Annotated in this window: 26 protein-coding genes; 15 read left to right on the top strand and 11 right to left on the bottom strand. The window is 42.8% G+C overall.

The window, feature by feature from the left end; genetic code table 11:
• Nucleotides 1-36 precede the first annotated feature (36 nt).
• On the bottom strand, nucleotides 37-1,350 hold the full coding sequence (locus FHS57_RS04575; RefSeq protein WP_183971687.1) for an alkaline phosphatase D family protein: 1,314 nt from the start codon (nucleotides 1,348-1,350) through the stop codon (nucleotides 37-39).
• 136 nt (nucleotides 1,351-1,486) lie between these two features.
• Here FHS57_RS04575 and lysA point away from each other — a divergent pair, with 136 nt between their 5' ends.
• Nucleotides 1,487-2,722, top strand: a complete 1,236-nt coding sequence (gene lysA / locus FHS57_RS04570; RefSeq protein ID WP_183971773.1) for a diaminopimelate decarboxylase — start codon at nucleotides 1,487-1,489, stop codon at nucleotides 2,720-2,722.
• A gap of 54 nt (nucleotides 2,723-2,776) precedes the next feature.
• Nucleotides 2,777-3,490 carry a YebC/PmpR family DNA-binding transcriptional regulator gene (locus tag FHS57_RS04565; protein ID WP_183971686.1) on the top strand — a complete coding sequence of 238 codons (714 nt, stop codon included), beginning with the start codon at nucleotides 2,777-2,779 and terminating at the stop codon, nucleotides 3,488-3,490.
• Between the two features lie 66 nt (nucleotides 3,491-3,556).
• On the opposite strand, the gene FHS57_RS04560 is transcribed toward FHS57_RS04565, so the two are convergent.
• The 3 genes from FHS57_RS04560 to FHS57_RS04550 all read right to left on the bottom strand — a co-directional run bounded on the left by FHS57_RS04560 (nucleotide 3,557) and on the right by FHS57_RS04550 (nucleotide 7,558).
• Entirely contained in the window at nucleotides 3,557-4,375 is an 819-nt protein-coding gene (locus FHS57_RS04560; protein WP_183971685.1) for a hypothetical protein, read from the bottom strand.
• A gap of 275 nt (nucleotides 4,376-4,650) precedes the next feature.
• Nucleotides 4,651-7,182, bottom strand: a complete 2,532-nt coding sequence (locus FHS57_RS04555; protein ID WP_183971684.1) for a GIN domain-containing protein — start codon at nucleotides 7,180-7,182, stop codon at nucleotides 4,651-4,653.
• A gap of 7 nt (nucleotides 7,183-7,189) precedes the next feature.
• Nucleotides 7,190-7,558 (bottom strand): PadR family transcriptional regulator, encoded by a 369-nt coding sequence (locus FHS57_RS04550; RefSeq protein WP_183971772.1) that lies wholly within the window; start codon nucleotides 7,556-7,558, stop codon nucleotides 7,190-7,192.
• A gap of 316 nt (nucleotides 7,559-7,874) precedes the next feature.
• Here FHS57_RS04550 and FHS57_RS04545 point away from each other — a divergent pair, with 316 nt between their 5' ends.
• Both FHS57_RS04545 and FHS57_RS04540 read left to right on the top strand, forming a co-directional pair.
• A complete protein-coding gene (locus FHS57_RS04545) occupies nucleotides 7,875-8,444 on the top strand; it encodes a MarC family protein (RefSeq protein WP_122929506.1) in 570 nt (189 codons plus the stop codon).
• Between the two features lie 436 nt (nucleotides 8,445-8,880).
• On the top strand, nucleotides 8,881-9,150 hold the full coding sequence (locus FHS57_RS04540; protein ID WP_183971683.1) for a 4a-hydroxytetrahydrobiopterin dehydratase: 270 nt from the start codon (nucleotides 8,881-8,883) through the stop codon (nucleotides 9,148-9,150).
• A 66-nt stretch (nucleotides 9,151-9,216) separates the two neighbouring features.
• Here the strand turns inward: FHS57_RS04540 and atpH are convergent, their stop codons facing one another.
• From atpH to FHS57_RS04505, 7 genes are all read right to left on the bottom strand, one after another.
• Nucleotides 9,217-9,753: an ATP synthase F1 subunit delta gene (gene atpH, locus FHS57_RS04535; RefSeq protein ID WP_122929504.1), complete on the bottom strand. Its 537-nt coding sequence runs from the start codon at nucleotides 9,751-9,753 to the stop codon at nucleotides 9,217-9,219.
• A gap of 12 nt (nucleotides 9,754-9,765) precedes the next feature.
• A complete protein-coding gene (gene atpF / locus FHS57_RS04530) occupies nucleotides 9,766-10,260 on the bottom strand; it encodes a F0F1 ATP synthase subunit B (protein WP_028527131.1) in 495 nt (164 codons plus the stop codon).
• A 160-nt stretch (nucleotides 10,261-10,420) separates the two neighbouring features.
• Nucleotides 10,421-10,684: an ATP synthase F0 subunit C gene (gene atpE, locus FHS57_RS04525; RefSeq protein WP_028527130.1), complete on the bottom strand. Its 264-nt coding sequence runs from the start codon at nucleotides 10,682-10,684 to the stop codon at nucleotides 10,421-10,423.
• A gap of 42 nt (nucleotides 10,685-10,726) precedes the next feature.
• Nucleotides 10,727-11,746: a F0F1 ATP synthase subunit A gene (gene atpB, locus FHS57_RS04520; protein WP_183971682.1), complete on the bottom strand. Its 1,020-nt coding sequence runs from the start codon at nucleotides 11,744-11,746 to the stop codon at nucleotides 10,727-10,729.
• Between the two features lie 7 nt (nucleotides 11,747-11,753).
• Nucleotides 11,754-12,122 (bottom strand): hypothetical protein, encoded by a 369-nt coding sequence (locus tag FHS57_RS04515; RefSeq protein WP_028527128.1) that lies wholly within the window; start codon nucleotides 12,120-12,122, stop codon nucleotides 11,754-11,756.
• A gap of 6 nt (nucleotides 12,123-12,128) precedes the next feature.
• Complete coding sequence (locus FHS57_RS04510) at nucleotides 12,129-12,356, bottom strand: AtpZ/AtpI family protein (protein WP_028527127.1); 228 nt, start codon at nucleotides 12,354-12,356, stop codon at nucleotides 12,129-12,131.
• A gap of 20 nt (nucleotides 12,357-12,376) precedes the next feature.
• Entirely contained in the window at nucleotides 12,377-13,363 is a 987-nt protein-coding gene (locus tag FHS57_RS04505) for an ion channel (RefSeq protein ID WP_183971681.1), read from the bottom strand.
• A 108-nt stretch (nucleotides 13,364-13,471) separates the two neighbouring features.
• On the opposite strand from FHS57_RS04505, the gene FHS57_RS04500 reads away from it, so the two are divergent.
• From FHS57_RS04500 to FHS57_RS04460, 11 genes are all read left to right on the top strand, one after another.
• Nucleotides 13,472-14,470 (top strand): glycosyltransferase, encoded by a 999-nt coding sequence (locus tag FHS57_RS04500; protein WP_183971680.1) that lies wholly within the window; start codon nucleotides 13,472-13,474, stop codon nucleotides 14,468-14,470.
• Between the two features lie 182 nt (nucleotides 14,471-14,652).
• Nucleotides 14,653-15,429: a TatD family hydrolase gene (locus FHS57_RS04495; protein ID WP_183971679.1), complete on the top strand. Its 777-nt coding sequence runs from the start codon at nucleotides 14,653-14,655 to the stop codon at nucleotides 15,427-15,429.
• Nucleotides 15,430-15,530: 101 nt separating this feature from the next.
• On the top strand, nucleotides 15,531-16,601 hold the full coding sequence (locus FHS57_RS04490) for an asparaginase (RefSeq protein ID WP_183971678.1): 1,071 nt from the start codon (nucleotides 15,531-15,533) through the stop codon (nucleotides 16,599-16,601).
• Between the two features lie 262 nt (nucleotides 16,602-16,863).
• A complete protein-coding gene (locus FHS57_RS32055) occupies nucleotides 16,864-17,154 on the top strand; it encodes a PD-(D/E)XK nuclease family transposase (protein WP_310586966.1) in 291 nt (96 codons plus the stop codon).
• A 10-nt stretch (nucleotides 17,155-17,164) separates the two neighbouring features.
• A complete protein-coding gene (locus tag FHS57_RS32050) occupies nucleotides 17,165-17,704 on the top strand; it encodes a hypothetical protein (protein WP_310586965.1) in 540 nt (179 codons plus the stop codon).
• 449 nt (nucleotides 17,705-18,153) lie between these two features.
• Nucleotides 18,154-18,999: a restriction endonuclease gene (locus FHS57_RS04480; RefSeq protein ID WP_183971677.1), complete on the top strand. Its 846-nt coding sequence runs from the start codon at nucleotides 18,154-18,156 to the stop codon at nucleotides 18,997-18,999.
• 260 nt (nucleotides 19,000-19,259) lie between these two features.
• A complete protein-coding gene (locus FHS57_RS04475; protein ID WP_183971676.1) occupies nucleotides 19,260-20,501 on the top strand; it encodes a hypothetical protein in 1,242 nt (413 codons plus the stop codon).
• Nucleotides 20,498-21,892 (top strand): hypothetical protein, encoded by a 1,395-nt coding sequence (locus tag FHS57_RS04470; protein WP_183971675.1) that lies wholly within the window; start codon nucleotides 20,498-20,500, stop codon nucleotides 21,890-21,892. The genes FHS57_RS04475 and FHS57_RS04470 overlap by 4 nt, the downstream gene beginning before the upstream one ends.
• A 108-nt stretch (nucleotides 21,893-22,000) precedes the next feature.
• The gene (locus FHS57_RS31955) at nucleotides 22,001-22,123 is read left to right on the top strand and encodes a hypothetical protein (protein WP_262889929.1); all 123 of its coding nucleotides are present in this window, start codon (nucleotides 22,001-22,003) and stop codon (nucleotides 22,121-22,123) included.
• A 131-nt stretch (nucleotides 22,124-22,254) separates the two neighbouring features.
• A complete protein-coding gene (locus FHS57_RS04465; protein ID WP_183971674.1) occupies nucleotides 22,255-23,403 on the top strand; it encodes a Fic family protein in 1,149 nt (382 codons plus the stop codon).
• A gap of 447 nt (nucleotides 23,404-23,850) precedes the next feature.
• A complete protein-coding gene (locus tag FHS57_RS04460; protein WP_183971673.1) occupies nucleotides 23,851-25,782 on the top strand; it encodes a hypothetical protein in 1,932 nt (643 codons plus the stop codon).
• The last annotated feature ends 7 nt before the right edge of the window (nucleotides 25,783-25,789 follow it).

Below are 25,789 nucleotides of genomic sequence, written 5' to 3'. Positions count from 1 at the left end.
TTCCAAGTTTTAAAACCTTGGAAGGTCTCTTTTCTCTTATTTCAATTCACTCGCTTTGATTTCGCGTTGCCACTGTTGGCTTCCTTTGGCATCGTAAATTGTTACTTTTAGTACACGATCCTTTTCTGGCCCTGTGATTTCAAACATACCAAAATTACGCTTATTCTCTACATTGGTACCTGCCACGTACGTTTCGGTTGTTTTTTCAGCATCGGCTGGTTTTCCCGCCCCCGATGTCAGCGGAGATACTGTAAAATCGTACAATGGATAGGTACCAAAACGATTTAAACGGTGAAGCACTGTGTGGTGGCGGTCGCCAGTTAAAAACAATACGCCTGGAATATTAGCCTCAGCTATTTTTTGAAGCAACAACGCCCGCTCTTCGCCATACGTTGCATAATTTTCAAACAAAGCGGCCGTATTGAGGATTTGTCCACCTGCAACGATAAACTTGAACGTCGCTTTACTTCCTACCAAGGCATCAATCAACCAACGGAGTTGCGCTTCCCCAAAATACGTTCGGTCGTCTTTTCGGTTATTGGGTGAACGAAACCAGCGGTCGTCCAACATAAAAAACTGGGCATCTCCCCACTCAAAAGTACTGGTACAAGCTCCTTCAAAAACGTAATTGGGATTTCCCCAAAACAAACGAAACGCCTCTGAAGTCATGTTTTTAAGAGCAAAACTACGGTCTGAGTCGTTTGGCCCAAAATCGTGGTCATCCCAAATGGCGTAGTTGTGGGTAGAGGCTAACAAAGGCTGCAACTGCGACAACGAACGCGTGTGGGTATTGCGGTACAACACACCCGTGCGGGTGTTCCAATCGGGTTCGCGTAGGTACGTATTGTCGCCACCCCATACCATAAAGTCGGGTTTTTGTTGGTATATAGCAGTGTAAATGTCATAATCACCACCATAAGCCGAAGGACGGTCGTAGGGGGCGTCATTGACATAAGCGCAACTTCCAAAGGCAAATTTAAAAGCTGGTGGGTCGGTGCGCCATTGCCACAACGTTTGGCTTTGAAACGAAAGTGGATAGCTAAAACTCATTTTTTTACCATCAACCCACAGTTCATAATCGTACTTTTTACTAGGCTGAACTTGGTCGGCGATTAGTTTCGCGACAAACGCTTTGTCTTTTTGGGTTAACAATTCGTCCGTACTCATTTTTTGGGTAGGATTGCCCTGTTCCCAATACATAAATTTTACTTTGGCTGCTTGTTTGGTCTGAACCCAAAGCAAAACTTCACGCATTTCGGAATAACCCACCATGGGACCCGATTGAACTTGCGCAAGGGAACGAAGCGCAATAAAAAGACAGATTAGGAGTGATGAAGATTTTTTTATCATGATTAGGCGTATTTTTGGTGCAAGTTAATACAAACACCTGTTGGTCGCCGCTTACTGAGTTTAACATTTTATGAAAGATTTGTTTTTTGACAAAGCAACTGGCATCCACTATCTTTGCGGCTCGAAATTTCAGCCCATGCAGATTATCAACCACCAATACCAGATTCAAAACGTAGCTGTTCTTGACATTGCACAGCAATTTGGCACACCACTATACGTGTATGACGCCAACAAAATCGTTGAAAAAATCGACGAGCTTAAAAGTGCTTTCCCAAACGTCAAGCTTAAAATTAAGTTTGCGTGTAAAGCACTCACCAACGTTTCGATTCTGAAACTTATGCGCCAAAACGGGGTTGAAATCGACGTCGTTTCTCCCCAAGAGCTTCAACTAGCCCTTCATGCGGGTTTTGAAGGCACCCAAGTCACGTTTACGCCCAGCGGTGTTTCGTTTGACGAAATCGAGGCGGCCGTCGAAACAGGCGCTATCATTAACCTCGACAACTTGAATGTGCTCGAAAAATTTGGCCAACGCTACGGCAATCGTGTGCCTTGCATGATTCGTATCAAACCGAACGTCGCCGCAGGAGGAAACGCCAAAATAATGACCGCCCACGAAGGCTCTAAATTTGGAATTGATATTCGTCAACGCGATGAAATTTTAGCAATCGTCGAAAAATACAATATCAACGTTGTTGGACTTCATCAACACACAGGCTCGGACATTAAAGAAGCCGAAGCCTTTGTGAAAGCTGCCGATGTGATTTTTGACTTTGCTCATTCTTTCCCAAATCTTCAAATCATAGATTTAGGCGGTGGTTTTAAAGTAGCCTACAAAGAAGGCGATTACACGACTAATATGCCCGAATTAGGCGCAAAACTGAGCGAAGCCTTCTTAAAACTGAGCGAAACGCTGGGTAGAGAGCTACAACTTTGGTTTGAACCTGGGAAGTTTTTGGTAAGTGAAGCTGGCGTGCTTTTGGTACATGCCAACATGGTAAAACAAGCACCTGGACGTACTTTCGTAGGGGTAAATTCGGGGTTAAATCACCTTATTCGTCCAATGATGTACGATGCTTATCACCACATTGTCAACGTATCAAACCCTGAAACGGAAAGCAAAGGCACGTATGATGTCGTAGGATACATTTGTGAAACAGATACCTTTGCCAAAGACCGAGAACTAAACGAAGTCCGCGAAGGGGATATTCTGGCACTGCTCAATGCAGGCGCATACGGGTTTACCATGAGTAGCCAGTACAATAGCCGCTATCGCCCTGCGGAAGTACTCGTCTATAACGGGCAAGCCCATGTAATTCGTGAACGCGAAACGATGGACGACATTCTGAGAAACCAAGTATTACTTGAGTTGTAAGAGATTGCCCAATAATGCTAATCTAAATTCTAATCAATAAAATAAAGTTACCCAATGGGACGCGCGTTTGAATACCGTAAAGCTAGTAAGCTAAAGCGTTGGGGGATGATGTCTAAGACGTTTACCCGCATCGGAAAAGATATTGTAATGGCCGTAAAAGCAGGTGGATCTGACCCTCAAAACAACTCACGTTTGCGGGCAATCATCCAAAACGCTAAGGCGGCAAATATGCCTAAAGATAACGTAGAAAGAGCCATCAAACGGGCTACTTCTAAAGACCAAGAAGACTATAAAGAGGTAGTTTTGGAAGGAAAAGGCCCACACGGAATTGCGATTTTGATTGAAGCCACCACCGACAACAACAACCGAACTGTTGCCAACGTACGTAGCTATTTCAACAAACTTGGCGGTTCTTTGGGGATTTCGGGAATGCTTGATTTCTTATTTGACCGCAAATGCGTGTTCAAAATCGCCAATACGGGTGCTGACTTGGAAGAATTGGAGTTTGAATTGATTGATTTTGGCGCCGAAGAACTTTTCATCGACGAAGAAACCAACGAAATCAACATCTATGGCGAATTTACGGCCTTTGGTGCCCTTCAAAAATACTTGGAAGAAAAAGGCTACGAACTGAAAGGGGCAGAATTTACGCGTATTCCGACGGAGATGAAAGAGCTTACCGAAGAACAAGCAGCTGAGGTTGAAAAGCTTATTATGAAGATTGAGGAAGACGACGACGTTCAGAACGTCTATACCAATATGAAGTAAAATGCTGTCGAGTTCGGAATGAGTGAATGACAACCTGACCATTCGCTCATTCCGAACTCTAAACAATTATTTACAATTCAACTCATACAAATACACCGTTTCTCGAAGTGTATTGTCGCTTGATTTAAACTTCATTACTACCTGCGTCGGAACCCGTTTGGTATTGTACTGATACGAAACTTCCACACTCTGCCCCCCCGTCACGTACGTCAACGGGTTTCTTCGGCTGTGAGGACGCCCATTGAGCAGATTAACTACCTGCATTCCTTCCGCAAACGAATAAATATTTACCTTGTCGTCGTACGAACCGTACTCGGCCACCAAGCTATCTGTTTGGCTCAATGGCTTACGAATAAACCACTTTTTGACGTTAGCCGCCGTATCGTATTCCCACTTTGATGTAAGACCTGTTCTTGACTTTATTTCCGAAATTCGGTTGTTTGTTCCGTAGGTAATTTTCAACGAATCTTCCAGCTTAGGCCCTGAGTTATAGACCCTAAACGGTCGAATCGTTTTCAATTTTGAATCGCGGTCGTAGTCCAATTCATAAATAAAGCTATTGTCTTTGACAGCCAAATTTGTCTCCCGAATACGAACTAGTCGGGTTTTAGAAGTGTATTCAAAAGTATATCTTTTGATAATTCTATTGTTTGGTTCAATCCCCGCATACTCAACCATTCGCTCTAAGCGGCGGGTTGAGTCGAATTCGTACGTACGCAGTAAAATTCCATTCACTTTTTCGTTGAGTAAAATACACGAAGATAAGGCAGTAGAGTCAATGGGTTCTACGTCGTCTCCTCCTCTTGGACGGCACGCGTCAATCAGAGCGACACCTCCTAGTAAAATCACTAGAACCGCCCAGTAATATCTTGATTTATCTAACATATCTATAGGTTGGTTATGACCAAGTCAAAACTATCTTAAATCTCCATCAAAAAAAATGCCAAGTCTTACCTTTATTTCCTATTGGGGCTTTTTAGGTAAAATACCCTCAAAAACCCATCAAGCAAGATGTTTCTAATGAAGTTCACCTCGCTCCACAAAAAAAATGCCTAAAATAGTAATTCCTAGATTTATTTTAACAAATGGGTCTGTTACGCTGCACAAACGAAAAAAGGGATGACCGACGGCCATCCCTCCCACATTGCACAAGTAATATTTTATTCTCCCTGGCGACGAATGCGGCTTGCTCCCGACGCCGACGACTGAAGGTTTGGAATCGACCCTAAGTTTGCCTTACTAACACCCGACGCTTCCACGTTGGCATTTTGAATCTGCATTTGTTCGGTATCAAGCATACAAGCACCCGACAAATCAGCCTCAAGGGTATTGGCTCTACCGTGGAGTTCTACCTTAGATGCTCCCGAAACATCTAGCTTCAGTTCTTTTACATTGACATTAATCAAGGTTTTTGACGCACCCGAAATCTCAACTTTCAAATCGTTACTGTTGGTAAATCCTGTTATTTTGGTCAAGGTTGCCCCAGACAAATCCACCGATTCAAGTTTAGGCATCGTGATGGTAATACCCACCCGCTTATTATTTGCAAACAGTTTAGCTTTTTTACGATTTTCGATTTTCAAAACCCCGTCATTTACTTTGGCTTCAACCTCATCCAAATCTTCCTCACGGCCATCGGCAGTTACTTTAAACTCAGTTCCTTGTTCTATCTTAACTACAAATGCCCCACCAACTCTCACTTTGTCAAAACCACTGAGGTCAAATTGTTTTACTATTTCTCCCCTAGCCTCAAACGATTTATCAAACGCATCGTTCAATCCAGATTCGATTCCCCCGCTGATTTCATCAATGTGGCTATCATTATCACCGTAGCTTCCATCGTGTTCTTCCTTTAAAATGGGGCGGTCGAGACAAACCAAGCCAGAGTCAGATTTAATAGTCCACTTCAACGTTTTGAATATTTCATTATTTACCTCCAAATCGTATTCATATTGGCTACGCTGACGAACTCCCCAAAAGTGGTTATAGAAATCGCGTGTCATCTTAAACGCCTTATTGTAAGGCAAATAGAATTGCATTCTCACATTTTGTCCTCTAAAGCGCGGCGCTTTGTCTGACAACATAAAGTCTTCATCAAACACAATCGAAGAGTCGCTTTGTTTTACGTTGTAAAGGATATTGGAGGCATTAAACTCCGCATCTTGACGCGAACGTCCTTGCGAACGAAATTCAAGCTCTAGCTTTGCCTCTGTTCCATCGTAGCCATCCAAATCTAGGTGGGTATTGTTGTAATTATCGCTGTCGCCGTTGTCATTCAACTCCAATAAAATAGGGTTAGCAGGAAGTTTGTAGGTTTGCACCTTTTCTACGCTACCATTCCGACGAAAGTTTGAGCCATATCGTACGCCATAAACGGTACTTCCGATGATTCCCACCAAAAACAGGCCGAGCAATGTTTGCCAAATAGAAGCCGTAAATTTGTTTTCTTTGGTCAACAACGACACTCCCAACCACGCAATAATTGCAAAAGGAGCGCCAATCGCCATGAACAAGAACACGTAAGCAACGGGGGTTACTTCACCAAAAAAGAAGTTGAGCGGCATAAAATCGCTATCAATCGACCCAAAATCCCACGTTCCTAAGCCCAGCACAGCAAACAACGCAGTGATAAGACCAATCAGCGCACTTGCGCCCACCATTACTAAAATTAACCCTGCAAAAATGCGCATTACCACTACCAAAAATCGCATCATGGGCGTCAATCCACTAAAAATGGCCGCAATGGCGCGAAAAGGCAAAAGCAACAGTTTTGTTAAAATACTTTCTTCTTTTTGTTGTTCAGGCTGAAGGGCTTTTTTGACGTTTGTTTCAATGTTTTCGAGCGTAATAGGCTGGCCCGTCATTTCCATTTTTTCGGTCAACGTATTGGCTCTCGGGGTAATGAGCCATAAAACGATGTACAACAACAACCCCGAGCCAAACAATAAGATACTCAACACCCACGCAAACCGAACCACACCCAAGTCCACCCCAAAATAAGCGGCTACCCCAGAGGCTACCCCTCCTACTACTTTTTTATCGGGGTCGCGGTAAAATTTCTTCAAATTTACGTCTTCCTCCAGCGTTGTTGACCCTGGAAAAGCCACCCAACACGCGATATAAACAATAAAAATAAATCCGCTGATCGGGCCAAATATCTCTGCTACTTCGTCTCCAATCATGCCACCTCCAGCGGGAAGCCCCAAAAAGAAGAACAAAAAGATTAAACGAATCAAAAGGGGATCGGTATTGAAATAGTGGGCAATGCCTGCACAAACGCCACCGAGCAATTTACGTTTGGTGTCTCTTACGAGTTTTTTGGGTGCATATGGCGCCGACGGAGCTTCGGTGGTAGTTTTTTCGCGTTTTGGTTCACCCGCAGTTTCCACCGTTTCTTTTATATCCGCCAAGTCTTCCTCCTCTTCGATAGCCTCAAAATCGGCAACGGTACCCATGCTTTTGATAAGCTGCTCCACGTCGTCGAGGGCAATTACTTGCTGTTCGGCTGATTTTTGTTTGGTTAAAAACTTTTCGGCAATGCGGCCTTCGATGTCAGAAATGATTTCTTTGCTGTCTTCGTACGACGAAAAATACTTCTGAATGGAGTTTAGGTAATTTTTTAATTTATCGTATCCGTCCTCTTCAATATAAAAAATCAGACCGGCGATATTGATGCTGATAGTCTTTTTCATGGCAAATCTAGTTAGTAGATGACTCTTTGTTTTCGTTCTCTAAATGCTGCGTTTTCTGCACAATCGTATTGACCGAGTCCGAAAGCTCGTTCCACGTTTGCTGCATTTCGTCCAAAAACTTTTTCCCCGTTTCGGTCAGTACGTAGTATTTACGTGGCGGCCCCGACTGCGACTCTACCCATTTGTAGTCGAGCAAACCCGAATTTTTGAGGCGAGTCAATAACGGGTAAAGCGTTCCCTCAACGACCATAATTTTGGCGGAGGTGAGTTCATCAAGCATATCCGAGGCATACACCTCGCCGCGAGAAATGATGTGCATAATGCAAAACTCTAGAATCCCTTTTCGCATTTGCACTTGAGCGTTCTCAATATTCATGCTACTGTCATGTTTTGGAATTTTTTGATTAAACGTCATGGCTGAATTTGTTAGAATGATGAGTTAAGAGTGATAAGTGATGAGTAGTTTGCCTCAGCTTATCACTCATCGTTTATCACTTATCACTCAGCACTTCCTTTTTTGTTTTCAATTGGCTGTTAATTGGTAATCCATGGTACAAAGCTAATATAAGGTACTTTGCGATGCAAGGTACTTGGCTAAAATATTTTCAAAACTCACTGAAACGGTAAAATTCAAGGATAAACGGCAAAATAATGTACTATCTTTGTTTCTCATCATCACAAAAACCATTTCCATGTATTCCTTCAACATCAAAGAGGTCGTTTCAGTCACGCTGATTCTATTCTCTGTCATTGACATTTTGGGGGCAATTCCCATTATCATCGACCTCCGAAAGAAGGCAGGCAGCATCAATGCCCGCCGAGCTACCCTGGTTTCGGGCGGTTTGATGATTGCTTTTCTGTACGTTGGGAAAGAAATTTTGAAGCTTTTTGGCGTTGATGTCGCCTCCTTTGCCGTTGCAGGTGCCCTGATTTTATTCTTGATTGGTCTTGAAATGATTCTTGGACGAAACATCTTCAAACACGATGCCGTTCATACCAATGCCACCTCTATCGTTCCTATTGCTTTTCCTATGATTGCGGGGGCAGGTACCATGACAACCATTCTCTCGCTCAAAGCCGCTTACCAAGAGATAAATATCATTGTTGGTATCCTCATTAACCTTGTTTTTATTTACCTGGTACTGCGTTCATCGGCATGGATTGAGCGACAATTGGGTGTAGCGGGCACTGACGTATTGCGCAAGATATTTGGGTTAATTCTCATCGCCATTTCCATCAAATTATTTAGAAGTACACTATAGTGCTGTAGTGCTTGAGATTTCTCAACAGTGCCTGAGGTTTCTCAAAACCTCAAAAAGGGTTGCTCACAACCCAATGAATCGCGCAACAACCTCTGGTTTTGAGAAACCAGTGGCACAAACAAGTGCTTGAGGTTTCTCAAAACCTCAAAAAGGGTTGCTCACAACCCAGTGAAGCGCGCAATGTCCTCTGGTTTTGAGAAACCAGAGGCACACAGGGAGGCACTCAAAAGTGCTTGAGGTTTCTCAAAACCTCAAAAAGGGTTGCTCACAACCCAATGAATCGCGCAATGTCCTCTGGTTTTGAGAAACCAGTGGCACTCACAAGTGCTTGAGGTTTCTCAAAACCTCAAAAAAGGGTTGCTCACAACCCCGTGAAGCGCGCAACAACCTCTGGTTTTGAGAAACCAGTGGCACTCAAATGCTCACAACCCCGTTAATGATACAGTTTCTTAACAAAATAAATGATATGTGGATAGAACAAAACAACAAGCTAGTTCGTGAATACGAATTTGAAGACTTCAAGGAAGCCTTTGCATTTATGACCAAGGTAGCCGAAGTAGCCGAAGCCATGAACCATCACCCATGGTGGTCCAATGTCTGGAACAAAGTAACGATTGAACTTACTACCCACGACGCGGGCAATACAGTCACTGAAAAAGACGAAGCATTCGCAGAAGCCATCGAAGCTATTTTTGACGAAATGTAGTACAAAAAAAGCCCTCTCCGCAAAGCAGAGAGGGCTTCTGTCACTCTAAGCAGATAAAAAAATACCTTAATTGAGTAACTTTAATTTCAAGTCATTCAGTTGTTTACGAATCGAGGCATCTACCTGGCGATCGCCTACACGAAGGATATACCCTCCGATTAACTTATCATCCACTTTCTCCTCCAGCTCTACTGTTTTACCAGTAGCTTCTGCCACAATCGTAATGAACTGCTTACGCAACGCATCCGTCAATGCAGTAGAAGAAGTGATGTAGGCTTTCACAATGCCTTTACGCTCATCGTACAATTTGATGAATGCGTCGGCAATGCTGTGCATGATACCTTCACGGTTTTTGTGAGTGATGATATTGAAGATACCAAAAGAAACTGGATCTACTTTATCTTGAAACACTCCTTTAAGTATAGCGAGTTTTTTATCATGGCGAACGACGGGGCTTTTCAACGCCAACATCAACCCACGATTATCGTCGGAAACGGTTTTAAAAAGAACCATGTCTTTATAAACAGTTTCCACTACATTTTTTTCTTCTGCTAAATCAATCAATGACTTAGCGTATCGTAAAGCTACGGTAGATTCAGACATTTGTTTCGGCGCTTAGTTAAGTCTAGCTTCTTTTGCCAAATCAGCCACAAGTTGTTCTTGTGCCGACTTATCGCTCAATTCTTTGCGAAGTACCTTTTCTGCTATTTCAAGCGAAATGGTAACAACTTCTTTTTTCATTTGGGCAACAAGGGCAGCACGTTCGTTGCTGATGGTTTCGCGGGCATCTTCGATGATACGCTTACCTTCTACTGTTGCTTTGTCTTTAGATTCTGCAATGATACGATCCGCAGATTCTTTTGCTGCTTTCAAGATGCTATCGCGTTCTGCGCGGGCTTCTGCCAACAATTGTTGGTTGTCAGCTTGCAATTTTGCCATATCGGCGCGCGTCTTTTCAGCCAAGTCCAAAGCACTTTGGATCTGGTGTTCGCGCTCGCTCAAGCTTGACAAAATTGGCTTCCAAGCAAGTTTAGCCAACAAGAACAACAAAATTCCGAAGAATACTAATTGCCAAAATATGAGGCCGAGTTGGGGGGTTACTAATTCCATGATATTGAAATAGCTTATGAGTTTCTATTTACTAATCATTCTCCAGAAGCTTGCCTACTGCTTGCAACTGGAGAATGGTCTATCTTTAAGCAGTTACTAACGGATGCTGGTACCTAATGTACACAACGGTCAAGAAACCACTTTTTGGTAGGACGATGAATTACTTCAACAAAACTACCAACAAGGCGATAACGGCACCGAAGAGGGCAACGGCTTCAACGAAGGCCGCAACGATCAACATAGCACCTTGAATCTTTCCAGAAGCTTCTGGCTGACGAGCGATACCTTCCATAGCTGAGCTACCGATACGACCGATACCCAAACCTGCACCGATAGCAGCAAGACCAGCACCGATAGCGGCACCCATGTAACCAAGTGATGCGCTGCTCTGAGCGGCTTCTTGAAGCAAAATGTTAAGCAACATGATTGTAATTGATTATATATGAAAAAATAAAGTTTACAAAAATTAGTGGTGATGCTCTTCTACGGCTGCACCGATGTACGAAGCTGTAAGTACCGTAAAAATGTACGCTTGCAAAGCCGCTACCAACAACTCAATAAGGTTGATAAAGGTAGAGAAGATGGCAACCGCTGGGCTTACTGCAAGACTTTCAAAAATGAAAATCATGCTCAAAAAGCTCAATAAGATAATGTGACCCGCCGTGATGTTGGCAAAAAGACGAACCATCAATGAGAATGGTTTCATGAACAAACCAACAATTTCTACGGGAGTAAGGATAATCAACATCCATTTTGGAACGCCTGGCATCGCAAAAATGTGCGTCCAATACGTGCTTTTACCATTGAAGTTAACAACGATGAACGTAATCACCGCAAGGGTCATCGTCACGGCAATGTTACCTGTCAAGTTGGCGCCACCTGGAAGTAAACCCAACAAGTTGTTGATCCAAATAAAGAAGAACAAGGTCAACAAATAAGGGGTAAAACGACGGTAGTGTTTTTCACCGATGTTGCTTTTCGCCACTTCGTCACGAATAAAAATGATGATGGGCTCAAGAACCGACTGCAAACCTTTTGGCGATTTTCCTGTACGCTCCTTGTACGACTTGGCAACTGTCAGGAAAATAGTCAACAACAAAACAAAGCTGAGAATCAACGATGCTACGTTTTTCGTGATTGAGAAATCTTTCACGTGTGAGCCGTCCAATGCCGTGATGTGTTCGTGCTCTAGTTTATATCCTTCGTACGTACCGTCTTCGCTGTGGTAGAAGTGGCTTGAAGAGAAAACTTTGAATCCTTTGCTTTCGTCATAAATAATGACTGGAAGCGGAATCGAAATGTGCGTGTGACCGATGGTTGCAAAATGCCACTCGTGGCCATCTGCCACGTGGTGCATAATCATTTCACCTGCGTTAAATTTCTCTTTCTCACCGTGTTTGTGAGGTTCTTCGGCCATTACTTGCGGCGAGACAATGGCCGCTAAAAATAAGAAAAGTACAAATAGACGGATTGAAATATGTTTCATTATTGCTCTACGGTTTCAAATCGCGGCGCAAGTTACGATACATTCCGACAACTTCAAAGCAAGTATAAAATAAATATAATGCAAAAAAGGTAATGATGAACGAAACTACCTCATTTACTTGCAAATAGACGAATACGGCAACAAATACCATACACAAAATCAGCTTTATCACTGCCGATGCCAAATAAAACTGCACAAATTTGTCGTTATCGTCCTGAAAACCAAAGGATAATATCCTGTGCTGAAGGATAGATAACGTAAAAAAGAAGGCTAAAATAAACCATTTTTCTTTTGGCAAAATGGCACCAAAGCCAAAGTATTCGGCTGTAAAAAATACAATTCCAATAATTGCAGAAAATAATATTGTCCGAAGCATAATTTCTTATTCGCTTTTTACTTGCACAATCATAAGGTATAAAGAAGCCCCTACTGACCCCAACGAAAGCACCAGCGTGAAAAGTGGAAACTTGTAGGCCAACCATTCGTCGAGCTTCAATCCAGCATACACCCCCAAGCCTATTGTGCCCAACATTTGGAACGCAATGCCCGAATATTTGGCATAGTTAGAGGTAAATCGTTTCTCCTGCTTAGGGTCGGTAGGGGTGCTCATTCGTTTGTTTGTTAAAAGCGTTAGTTGAGAGAAACCTTGTCAAATTCATGAATTTTTTGAACATCCACCCTAACAATCCCGTCCACTTTGGTGCCGTCAAACATGGGTCTAAATTTAGCCCCCCACGTAATCTCTTCGTATCGGTACGAGTAGCGGGCATGAACCGGCTGCAAAAATGTTTCTTCCGTAGCGCGAATATACACCAGTATCTCCGTATCTGAATCTCTCAACCCTTCTTCGGTGACGCCGTACAAAGGACTTTCTTCCGTCAAAGGATGAACGAGCGTCCAGTGCATGGGGAAAAAATTCACTTGGTTTCGCTCCAGTTTCAACGGATAATACTTACGCGTTCGCTGCCCCGACGGTAGGGTTTCTAAACGCGATAACGACACCGACACGTTCACGTCCACCAACTCGTTGGGACTCTCGTTGATCATCCGAAACATCCACGCGTTGATGTCGAGATAAGGTGCAAAAATAGCATTTTGGCTAAACAGTATCTTAGGAACAGGGCGAGAAAAACGGCTATAAACCAAACCCGTCGCAATGGCAAAACCCAACACCCCCACCAACGACTCGACCGACGACAAAGCGCTTGCCATCAATCCCGCAGGCGATACGTGCCCATATCCTACTGTCGTGAGCGTTTGGGCGCTAAAAAAGAAGGCTCCCCAAAATTTATCCACCACGCCCGTCCCGTGAATACCTTGCAAATTTTCGACCCCAATGACCAAGTAAAGAAGCGAGAATAGGCAGTTAACCACAAAGTAGATGAGAAAAACAACCACAAAAAAACGTGGCCAAGACAACAGCGTCAGGCGGTGAAAAATATCAGCCCACGCCCAGAAAGACACGTTGACCCGTTTGGCATTAAAACTACCATCAGGATTGACCAGTCTTCCCTGTAAACCAGTGAGCTGCGTTCCAAAACCAAGTTCTACTCGCTGTTCTTCGCGTTCCAAAAGCGCACTTTTTTTAATTGAATTGATAAGTCTATTTGTTTTCATTGTTTGTTCGTACATTAAGGATGGTTTAGAGAGGATTGAATACATAAATCCGAAATCCTTCACTTTTGTTCCACGACAGTCGTTTACCTTTGCCGAAAAAACGAACTTGTGAAGAAAGTCTCCATTCTCATTGCAGCACGCAACGAAGCAACCAATATCCTCGAATGCTTGCAGTCGGTTGAAGCACTGACCTACCCCAAATCGCACCTGCAAGTGCTCGTGGGCGACGATGCCTCGACCGACGAAACGGCAGACATTGTTCGCAACTTTATTCACAACAAGCCTCATTTTAAATTAGTTAGCATCACCCATACCCTTCCAAATTTAAAAGGAAAAACCAACGTATTGGCCCAGCTCGCGCACCATGCCACGGGCGAGCACCTATTTTTTACCGATGCCGACATCGAAGTACCTACCGATTGGATCCAAGAAATGCTGCGGCATTTTAAACCCAACGTGGGGGTAGTAACGGGCATCACCACCATGCAAATACCTCCATTCCCTCATTGGGGATTAGGAGTCTTTCAGGGCATGGAATGGCTTTTTTACCTCTCGCTCATGCGGCTTTTTGGCCTATTTGGCATCCCCGTCACGGCCATGGGCAACAACATGGCCACCACCCGCCAAGCCTACGACGCCGTGGGTGGCTACGAAGGCATCCCGTTTTCAATCACCGAAGATTACGCACTTTTCAGGGCTATTTTGGAAAAAGGCTTTCGGTTTGAGCAACTTTTCGACCGCCGCGTGTTGACGATTTCAAAGCCTGTTCCGACCTTTCAAGAATTACTAATCCAACGCAAACGCTGGATGTACGGAGCCATGTCGCTGCCGTGGGGACAGCGGATTGGGGTCTATCTCAACGGCCTGCTGATTCCAATTTTGCTCGTTTTAGCCCTCTTTTTCCCAAAAACGGCCCTCTTTTTAACCTTTGCCAGCTACGTTTTTACCACCGCTTGGCTTGTGGGTAGCCTCAGTTGGTTGCAGCTCAACACGCTGATGCTGGGAGCGCCGTTTTTCTGGTTTTATCACCTCGGAATGAACTTTACCATGCTGATTAACTTTTATACAACCAAAAACACCCAGTGGAAAGGAAGAAACTATTTTTGAATGACGAGTGACGAATGTAGAATGTCGAGTTTTAGTGAGGAGGGTTGCTCACAACCCGACATTCCGTGGGGAGGGTTGCTTACAACCCGACATGGATTAGAAACACTCGACATTCTGCATTCTACCCTCGACATTCCATTCGACACTCTACCCTCGACACTAAAAAAATTACTACTTATAAAATGATAGAAACCCACGCACATATTTACGACGAAGTATTCAACGACGACCGCGAAGCCATGCTCGAACGAGCGTTTCAAGCAGGTATTCAGCAAATATGGATGCCTAACTGCGACCACACGACCATCGACGGCATGATGGCCTTGGCCGAACAATACCCCAACGTGTGTTTGCCCATGATGGGCCTACACCCCACCTACGTCAAAGAAGATTTTCAGCAAGAATTATACATCGTTGAAGAGTGGCTTAACAAAGCGCAGGCAAGCCCCTCCGCTCAAAAATTCGTCGCCATTGGCGAAATAGGCATGGATTTGTACTGGGACAAAACCTTTGTCGAACAGCAAAAAGAAGCCTTTTTGGTACAGTGCGGCCTCGCCCTCAAACACAACCTCTGGATTGACATCCACAGCCGAAACGCCTTTTGGGAAGTGGTGGAGTTGATAGAACAAGTGGCCAATCCGCAGCTCAAAGGCATTTTCCACTGCTTTACGGGTACGTTGGAAGAAGCCCAAAAAGCCATCGAACTCGGCTTTAAACTGGGCGTGGGAGGCGTAGCGACTTTCAAAAACGGCGGCCTCGACAAAGTCCTCCCTTACATCGACTTAAAGCACATCGTCTTGGAAACCGACTGCCCGTACCTAGCGCCCGTCCCCTACCGAGGCAAGCGCAACGAAGTCGCCTACATCCCGCTCATTGCGCAGCGTGTTGCGGATTTGATGCAGGTAAGCGTGGAAACCATTGCCCAACAAACCACCGAAAATGCGCTAAATTTGCGCTAAATGCACCCCACCCTAAATCCCTCCCCAGTGAGGGAGGGACTTTTTTTCCTTGCAGTGCAAGGGGATTTCATTCGTCATTCATCAACTCGTCATTCGCTATCATGTTTTCTTACAAAACCGTCACCATCAATCCAGTATTGCCCAATCGCCCTCGGGCTTCGGTCTTGGTTATTTATACGGGGGGAACCCTCGGAATGGTCTATGAAAAAGGACAGCTTGTCCCGTTCGATTTTGAGCAGATTTTGGACCGACTCCCCGAAATCAAACGCCTCGATTTTGAGATCACCTTTACCAGCTTGGAGCAAATCATGGACTCCTCCAACATGCGCCCCGACGTGTGGGTAGAGCTGGGGCAGTTGATTCGGCGCAACTACGATTTTTACGACAGTTTTGTGATTTTGCACGGTACCGACACCATGGCCTACACCGCCTCGGCGCTGAGTTTTATGCTCCAACACCTCCAAAAACCCGTGATTTTGACGGGGGCCCAACTGCCCATCGGGGTAGCCCGCACCGACGCCCGCGAAAACATCATTACGGCCTTGGAGATTGCGGCGGCGCAGCACAACGGCCAACCGATGGTCCCCGAAGTGTGCATTTATTTTCAGAATGTGCTGCTCCGTGGCAACCGCGCCAAAAAGAAAGAAACTTCGCAATTCAACGCCTTTCGTTCCGACAACTACCCGCCGTTGGCCGAAGTGGGCGTGACGATTGAGTACCACCTCCCCTACATTGCCACACCCGCCTTGGGGGGTATTTTTGAACTCTGCCCCACGCTCGACGAAAACGTGGCGATTCTCAAGCTATTCCCTGGCATTACGCCCAACGTAGTACGCTCGATTTTGGAGATTAACCACCTAAAAGGCGTTGTTTTGGAGACTTTTGGCGCAGGAAACGCCCCTACGCTGCCGTGGTTTTTGCAAGAACTCAAAGACGCCACCGACCGAGGCGTGGTGATTATGAACGTATCGCAGTGCGACGGCGGGCGCGTGATGCAAGGACGCTACCAAACCAGTACGTGGTTTGACAAGATTGGGGTAATCAGCGGCGCTGACATCACCACCGAAGCCGCCATCACCAAAATGATGTGGGTTTTTGGCCAAGAAACTGACCCCGACCGCATCAAAACCCTCCTCGCCCAGCCGCTTGTGGGGGAAATGACGGTTTGGTAGGGGGGAGTTAATATAACCTCTACCCCACGCCTCGCATGACCATTTAATAAGTTTTTGGTGAAACAAAACGAAAGACATTGTTTTGTTTACTTGGGATGGGTACTTTTAGGCGGAATAGAGTCGTGAACAGCACTAAAAGCAGTGCAATGAACGCTTGTGAGTAAACAGATTCAATTTGATAAGTATCTTGTTTTTAAGTAATTTTATATTGTGGAAGCATTGTACACAGACGACCAAATCTTTATTCCGATAATCTCGGACTATGGACGGTTCGCCGTTGCGATTTAAGGCTACTTTTGGCAATGAAGCAAATACCCTGTTTTTGCGTAAGGCTTTGCAAGCACTTATCAAATCAGAAACCCCTATCAAAGAGGTGAAATTTGATAAAAACACTTTTGAGGGCATTACTAGGGATGGCAGAAGTGGTATCTTTGATTTAGCTTGTACGGATGACAATGACAACCATTTCATCGTTGAAATGCAGTACGGGGATGCTCCCTACTTTGTACAACGCATGAACGGGGTCGCCCGAGCGATTTTACGCCTTGCATAAATTCAATGCAATGGTAAAACGTGGCAAATTTGACTATGGAACACTGACCAAAATTTATTGTGTAGCTATTTTAGTGAATAACATTTTACCTTACGACGATTTTCATACGCTAGCGAACCTACGAAATGAAAAAGCCGAAATATTTGACGACCAAATGACATTTGTTACAGTAGAATTAGACAAATTTATGCTACAAGAAGCTGACTGTCAGACCAATTTAGAAAAACTGATCTATACAATGAGAACGATACACACAGTAACTCAACCAACACAGTTTCCCAAATTTTGGGATGAAGAGTGGCTTAAAGTTGCCATTGACGAATTAGACAGCCGCAAAATGACACCCGATGAAAAAGCATCCTTTGAAATGCTTGTTGCAAGAAATGCCGAAGCTGTAAAAGCTGAGACGCAAAAACTAAACTTAGAAAAAGCCAAGTTTGTGAAATATCTGTTAAACGAAGGGAACAAAACTTTAGAACAAGTAGCAGATATTGTAGGCAGTTCAGTTGATTTTGTTAAGTCCGTACAACGACAACTGTTTGATAAATAGGTAGATTTGCTTTCTCTTACTCCAGCCACCTACCCTCTACTACTCCACTCACTCTGCTTGAAAAATTTTTTAGGAATTAGACGATTAGTTTTTAGAGCGGTTACCCTTTAGTAATTATTTACAAACCAACATAAACATCCGCCAAAGAGGGGTGCAAGAGTGGTTGAAGTAATTGCCAACGTTTTATGAAATTTTTCACCTACCAGTACCTCGCCCTATTTTACCCTCGCATTACCGTTTAATAAGTTTTTGGTGAAACAAAACGATAGGCATTGTTTTGTTTTTTCGGTACGGGTATTTTTGAGCGGAAGAAGGTAGTGGATGATACAAAAAATAGGGCACCTTAAATACAATATTTTCTTTTTATAGGACAAATAAACACAGGAAATACTACAAAATTTTCGCATATTCGGGAGTTAGCAGCAATACAAGGCACGACACAAAGTAAGATGAAAGGACCAGAATTTTTAAAGTACATAAACCCTGTTTTGACAACCTTGCAATCGAATGGCGGTGCTGGTGAAGTTACAGATGTTATTGAGCAAGTGATTGACAAACTTGGAATAACTGAATCTGAATTAGAAGAGACAATTTCTAATGGACAATCTAGAGTGAGAAACCAAATACAGTGGGCAAGATTTTATCTTTTCAAGGCTGGACTTATTGACAATGCTCAACGCGGCATTTGGCGATTGACAAATGAGGGTCTTGATAAAAAGTTATCTGATGATGATGTTTACAAACTCTTCAAAGGAGTTCAAGACAGTGTAAAAAAGGAGACACCCTCACAACCTAAAAAAATCGAACCCAGGTTTGAAAATACTCCGACAGAAGACGAAGAACATTCAGTTGGCTTAATCAATATTATTCAAAATCTTCCTGCTGCGGGATTTGAAAAGCTATGTAAACGCCTTTTGACAGAAATTGGTATTAATGAAATTACTATTACAGGTGGTTCAGGTGACCAAGGCATTGACGGAAAAGGAATTGTAAAATTGAATGACGTTGTGAGTTTGAATATAGTTTTTCAATGTAAACGTTATAAAGAAACTGTTTCACCACATCACGTTCGAGACTTTAGAGGTGCGATGCAAGGACGTGGTGAAAAGGGTTTAATCATTACTACTGGACGATTTACAAAAGAAGCGAAAAACGAAGCAAATAGAGATGGTGTGACACCTATTGAATTAATTGACGGCGACAGACTCGTAGAATTATTCGAAAAATATCGGCTCGGATTAAAACCTGTTACAGTTTTTGAAATTGAACAAGAATTTTTCAGAACCTTTAACTGACAAGTAATGCCGCTAACATTGCATTAGCAATATGGCGATGCGACGAATATATTTTCAGCTTTTCATTCGCTATTTAGCTTCGGTATAGGCAGATAAATAACGCCGAGCAGAAGAATAGACAATGAGCTTTTGTATCTTTAATCAGCAGCAGCACCGAGCAGTCGAAACATAGAATCCCGCCACATAGCCAATACTTCAACGTTGTAGGTAAGCCTAATGAGTACTGTACTCAGAATCGAAATACAAAAACTTCATAAAAAATGAATGGAATAATATTAGACAAAATGCAAGAAAACGGAGGGACTTGCTATTTGACAAAAATCACTCTATCCGACTTTGTCACCTCACTTCCTTTAGGTTACCAGGACTATGAAGTTCAAAGGGAAATTGTTACTAACACATATCTAGACAATTTAATTGACACAGTACTTCAACAAAAACACATCCCCCCCATTGTATTAGTAATCGATGCTGGAAAATTCACAATACAGAATGAAAAGATAACTATAACTGAATTTAAAATTCTTGACGGCCTTCAAAGAACATATCGCTTAAAGCTTATTTGGGATTCCATTCAATTTTTCAATGCTCAAGTTTTATTATCGGACGAAATACTTGGATTAAAAAGAATACAACTATCAAGACGGTATTCTGAAGCACTTGAAAAAATAAATTCAAACTCAAAACTTTTAGAAGCGATTATAAAGTTTTACAATGAAAAGTCAAAACCAGAACAAAATGCAGTTGTTGAGAACTGTTTTAATAACTATCAGTGGTTTGAAATATGGTCTGGCCTAACACCGCAGCAGGAAGTAAATAAGATGCTAGTTTTAAATGCTGGCCATAAACCAGTAAAGACACAGCACCAACTTGAACTTTTGTTTTTAAACCTAATTCCAATTATCAAAAAATCAGGTCTTGACTCATTTGTCTTGATAAGAGAAAAAGATTCAAATTCAACAGTATTTAGCAAGAATAGAGAAAAAGGACAGTTTCATTTCTCTCATCTTATAACCTCAATCCTTTCTTTAAATGAGGGCAAACCAATAACTGCGAATGTCAACTTAGTTCATAAAACCCAATCGTCAGATTTTGATATTGAGCAATTTGACAACTACTTCAACTATGATTTCTTACACAAGTTCATAGATACACTTTTAAAATTAGACACCGCTATTAAGAACCAATTTGGTGAACTAGGTACAAAATGGATGGGGCGTGAGGTTTCATTGGTCGGCATGTTTGCTGCCCTAGGCAAATTCGGAAGTCAAGAATCTCAATCTGCATTGACTATGTTAGAAAAGTTGAACGACACAATTGTGAAAAACCCCGCCTCACTTAACTTAACGGAATATGAAGTAGTTCGCAATAGCCTTGACCTTAGTAAAATAAATATTGGAACCGTAAACAAGAATGCTATTTATAATGGCATATATGCACTGCTTCAAAATACTGAGCAAATAATCATATGGTCTAACCACTTTAAAGGGCAAACCGTATGAGAAAGATTGATATAATTTACCCTAACCTAATTGCTCTCTTAAATAATCTCACAATTGATGGTGCTTCTTTTGCCGCGTTTCATGATGGTTTGGACGAAGAAGGGCAAAATAAATTGATAGATATTTCCGAAAAAATAGCTACGGAGAAAAGAGAAATTACTAAAACTCAATTGAGAAGAGAGTTCTATCCCGATTTTACCAATTTACTAAATTTCATAACTGAATATAATGACAACTTCAACGCTTTCCCAAATTTCAGGAAAAATGAATTGGTTGCCATTATTAGCATTATTCAAAAGTTAACCTCTGAATTCGGGGGAGCGGATACTTTAAATTTAGAAGAAGAAGTGGCAATCGAGGACTTTGATATTGTTGAAATGAATGAAGCTATTGTTCAAGATAACTTTTTGCATTTTGATACAACTGACATAACGCATTCATTATTTCTTTTTAATATTAATAAATCCACAGAGTTTAAAAATTATATCGATTCAATAAACAGTGGCGTCCATATTTTGTATTATCTATTATCAAAAATAGGTGTTCACGCTAACCTCTTGACTGCCGACAAATATGTTTTGGTTAAGTCAACATTTTCAGCAAAACCTAAAATCGTATGGGCAACATTGTGTCTACATATCGTAAAGACTGGTGGAATTATTCATAGTTCTTATGAATATCTCTTACCCCCTGCAATACCAACTTCTTTTTTGGTCTCGCTAGGGAAGAACTATCAACAATTTTCAGATTCAATAGGCATTATAAGCGAGTACAATTATCAAAAAGATATTTTGGATAAATACCTTAGGGTTTACCATGTATTCGAAAATTTCATGTATAAGTCGCCCTTAGTTAAGCTTGAAAGAGATTCTTCTGGAGAAGTGTTTTCTATTCGAGATTTTAAGAGAATGTACGATAGGATTAATGATTCCGAAATTAATATGCTAAAAAAGCTTTTTGAAAGTATTTTAGCTTTAGAGCATACCCCTGGACAAACTTTCAATACAAAAATATTGAATAGTTGGTCTGGATTAATTCCCGGTTCATTTGTAGATGCAGTAAAAATTAACTTTCTGATTGATGTCTTAAATATCAAGACAGGAAAAGGCAACACAATAGTACATGGGGATATAACTGCGGATACACTTCCTCATTTTTTTGCCAAGCTCGTTTATGCCTTCAGAAATTCAATGGTACATAATAGAGAAACTGAATTTCATTTGACCCATCAAACGTTGCTGAATCATCCTGTTATTGAAAATACAGCATTGATAGTTTTAGAGAGCTTTCTTTTACCTATTTTAGAAGAAGTAGTGTTTTACTTAATTATCAATGAGAATACAATTGTTTGGTATGACAACTCAATTTTGAAACTTTGGGAAAAAGACTAAAGGCCTACCTATAATAACTAAGCATTCGTAGTGACTGAAAGCCACACCATAAAACTCTCGAAAGCGTCCAGTCTTGAACGAAATTCGGGCGGCTAGCCTAGCGGTTGTATGGAATTTCCTTTGAACGTGCTTGAGCTGCGGCCAAGTATCGAAACACTACGCACAAAACACTATCCCTTTAAAATCAAGCACTTATCCAATGATTCGATGGATGAGCGTATTTTCTTGTAGCTCATCAGAGTACTTTTTTGTCATGCTCAATTTTACTATGAAAGTGAAGTGCTAATTCAACATTTTAGAAGCAAAAAATTGTTTTGCGGTGTAAAATCCTTATTTTCACCGCATATTTTGCGGCGGTAATTATGTACATACACGAAAGAGAAAATTGGACAAACTTTGTTTGGGATAACGACAAGTTATCGCCTGTCTTGGCCTCTGTAAGGCATTTACAAGGACGTTTATTGGGTCGTATGGAAAGTTTAGGATTCGATTTTATAGAACGTGCCACTTTAGAATCGCTTATTTTAGAGGTTGTAGATACATCAAGAATTGAAGGTGAATTTATAAATCCTGAACTTGTTCGCTCGTCTATTGCCCGAAAATTAGGCATTGAAAATGCTGATTTTGTACAGACACCCCGAAACATTGAAGGGATTGTTGATGTTATTTTGGATGCTACCCAAAATTTCGACAAACCACTCACAGAAATACGCCTTTTAGGTTGGCATCACTCACTTTTTCAAACAGGTTTTAGCGGTTACCAGCAAATTGATGTTGCCAAATATCGTTCAGGGGGTATGAAGGTTGTTTCGGGCATTTTTGGCAGAGAAAAAATACATTTTGAAGCACCATCAGCCGACAGAGTTCCACACGAAATGGAACAATTTTTAAATTGGTTGAATAGTGAAAAGAGGTTGGATTTGGTTCTGAAATCTATCATTGCTCACTTTTGGTTTGTCACCATTCACCCTTTTGATGACGGCAACGGACGGATAGCGAGGGCCATTTTAGATATGTGGTTAGCAAAAAGCGATAATAGTAAAATTCGTTTTTACAGCTTATCAAACCAAATTTTCAAAGAACATAAACACTATAACAACATTATTGAAAAAGCACAAAAAGGAACATCAGACATCACACTATATTTAGAATGGTTTCTCGGCTGTTTTGAAAGGGCGTTAATGGCAAGTGAGCAAAATTTGGAAATCATTTTGGACAAAGCACACTTTTGGGACAAACACAAGTCAACAAATATTAACGACAGACAACGACTTGTAATCAATTATCTGTATGACAATTACGGCAAAGAAGTGGGATTTTTACGAACATCCACTTACGCCAAACTTACCAAATGCTCCTCAGACACAGCTTTACGTGATTTGCAAGATTTGGTCGCAAAAGAAATGTTGAAAGCAGAAGACAGTGGAAAGAAAACAAATTACATTATTATAAGTCCAAAAAACATAAGAATACCGAAAATAGCGGACGAGAAAACATCTGTATCTTCGTAGAAAGAAATAGCCATCCCCGTTCCCACCTCGACGGCAAATTCTTTGTAGTTATATGTTTTTTTATTCAAAAAGCTTTTCTATATTAGCACTGTAAAAAAACTCAACACAACAACGTTAGAAAAAACTCGTACTACTCGCTTAGGCTTACATACGCCTGTGCACATTCCCCGCCCTTACGGGCATTTCCCCTAATTTATTTCAACAACGTTTTATGAAAAAGAACCCAAACAAACTTTTTAGCCAGTCCTTAATAGTCCATAGTCGATAGTCTATGGTCGATAGTCCGTGGTTTATGGTCTATCGACTAAAATCCATAGTGCATAGTCCACAGTTGACAGTCAATAAACCGTGGACTATGGTCTATCAACCGTGGACTAAAACTTATGGTCTATCGACTATGGACTCCCCCCGTCATTCGTAATTCCCATAACCAATAACCAAAAAAACATGTCTTATTTACATTTCCCTAGAATTGTATTCTCTGGAGACTTTTCCTCGGATGTTTCCACCGTCAACAACGACACGCAGCACTACAACAACGCTACGTTTGAGTCGAGCTTTCAGATTCCTGGGCAAGGAGCGACCAACGGCTGGTGGAACCCCGAAGGCGGTGCTACCTTTGGCTTTCAAAATTGCACGATTCAGCAAGCCACCAACGAAAACGGAACGACCATTACCGACCCTGCCTTGGATGGCATCATTGGACAGCTAGTGACGGGTGCCGAAGGGCGAAACTCGGGCAAAATGGTGGACTTAGACCCCGACCAACAAATGGTGTCGGAGCTTTGGGGCGTGACTTTCCGAATCCTTTCGGCCCACAATGAGTTGTTGCTCGAAGGAAGAATCAAACCCACGGGTTTTCGAGATTTGCAACGCCGCCAAACCAACGGCGGACAGCCCAACGGTCAACCCATGGGTGCTTCGTGGACGTCGGTGCTGGAAGATGTCAAGTACGGGAAATTGGCCGAAAAATCACCCATTTTGATGGCGTTGAAGGCCAAAACCCAACAAAACAAAATCAGCATCAACCTCAACGGCTTTGGCTACTACTACGCCCACGCCGACGGACGCTTTTCTCTCGGAAAAATTCTGGGCTGCATCGGCCCGTGGTTTGAAAATGAGCCTGATTTGTTTGCCCCCGCGCGGAGATTGTACGGGGTTTATCAACGAGGCCAAGTCTTTGGCGGTTCTAATTTTATATTCGATGCTGCCAACGCCCGCTTGTCGATTGACTTGGGCGGTTCGTTTCCCATTGCCGATTCCATCGGAACCATCAATACGACCAATGATTTCTACTTGGCGGTCAGCAAGCAACCACTTACCAACCCGCCCGCCATCAGAAACGTACTCATCGACAGCAGTCAGCTTGAAATCATTGGCAAAGTCCCGTACCAACAAGGTTCCACTTGGCTCAATAGCACCTGCGGCATTGTCGATTTCAATCTGCTGTCGGCAGACGTAGTGAATGACCTGAAAAACAACCAGTTGGTTCTCGTAGCAGCGGGCAGCAGTTCTACCCAATACCTGCTGATTGCCCGCGAGGCCATTGACGGCATCGTGTGCCGCGCCGACAATTTTGTGCAGCGCATCGACACCAACCAAAAAGTGACGGTCAACCTCTACGCGTATCAGTACGGGCAGCCGCTACCGCAAACCGAATTAACGATTACGATGGAGCCGCCCACGCCCGATACGCCCAAAGACAAAAATTCGCCCCCGATTTCTATTACTTACGGCAACAACAAACCTCAGGACGGGTTGAGTTTTGCGCCTTCATGCCAAACCAACGCCCAAGGCATGGCCCAAATCGAAATCACGGGCAACAGCATCCATTCGCCACGGGTGTATATCGACGGGCAAATCTACCTATTGGACTACACCTTGGCCAATCAGCAACCCGACAGCGCCATTCCTGGAGCCGCGCCCATGTCTATTTCAATCCATTTACGGGACGATTTCCCCATCCCCGAAACCCCTACGTGGAGCGACATTTCGGACATGATGACGCAGTTTGCCAACCTATACCCCATCATGAGCAAGTACTTCATCAATTTTGCTGATCCACAAGCCATGATTGCCAAAAAGGACATCTTGAAATTTGCCTTTACCCGCGACATCCACGACCCCATCTACATGCCTGCCACGCGGGACTTATCCGAAACCAAGCGACTCACGATTTTGAAGTGGTTGGACAACCCCATCGTTGATGACCCCGCCACCGCTGCCGCCAAAGGAATAAAACTGAAAAGCGTTGACGCCAACGCCGAGCTCGACACAGCAGCGCCTTCTGAGCAGCAACAAAAGTTGGTCGAGGCCACCAAAGCCAAAAATGGCTCTTTGATTAATTTCCCAGCGTTAACCAATTTGTTTGAATTCTAAACCTGAA

This window comes from Runella defluvii (assembly GCF_014195535.1).
Taxonomy (GTDB): Bacteria; Bacteroidota; Bacteroidia; order Cytophagales; family Spirosomataceae; genus Runella; species Runella defluvii.
Note: the sequence above shows the minus strand (reverse complement) of the source record. Positions and strands in the feature narration are given on the sequence as shown.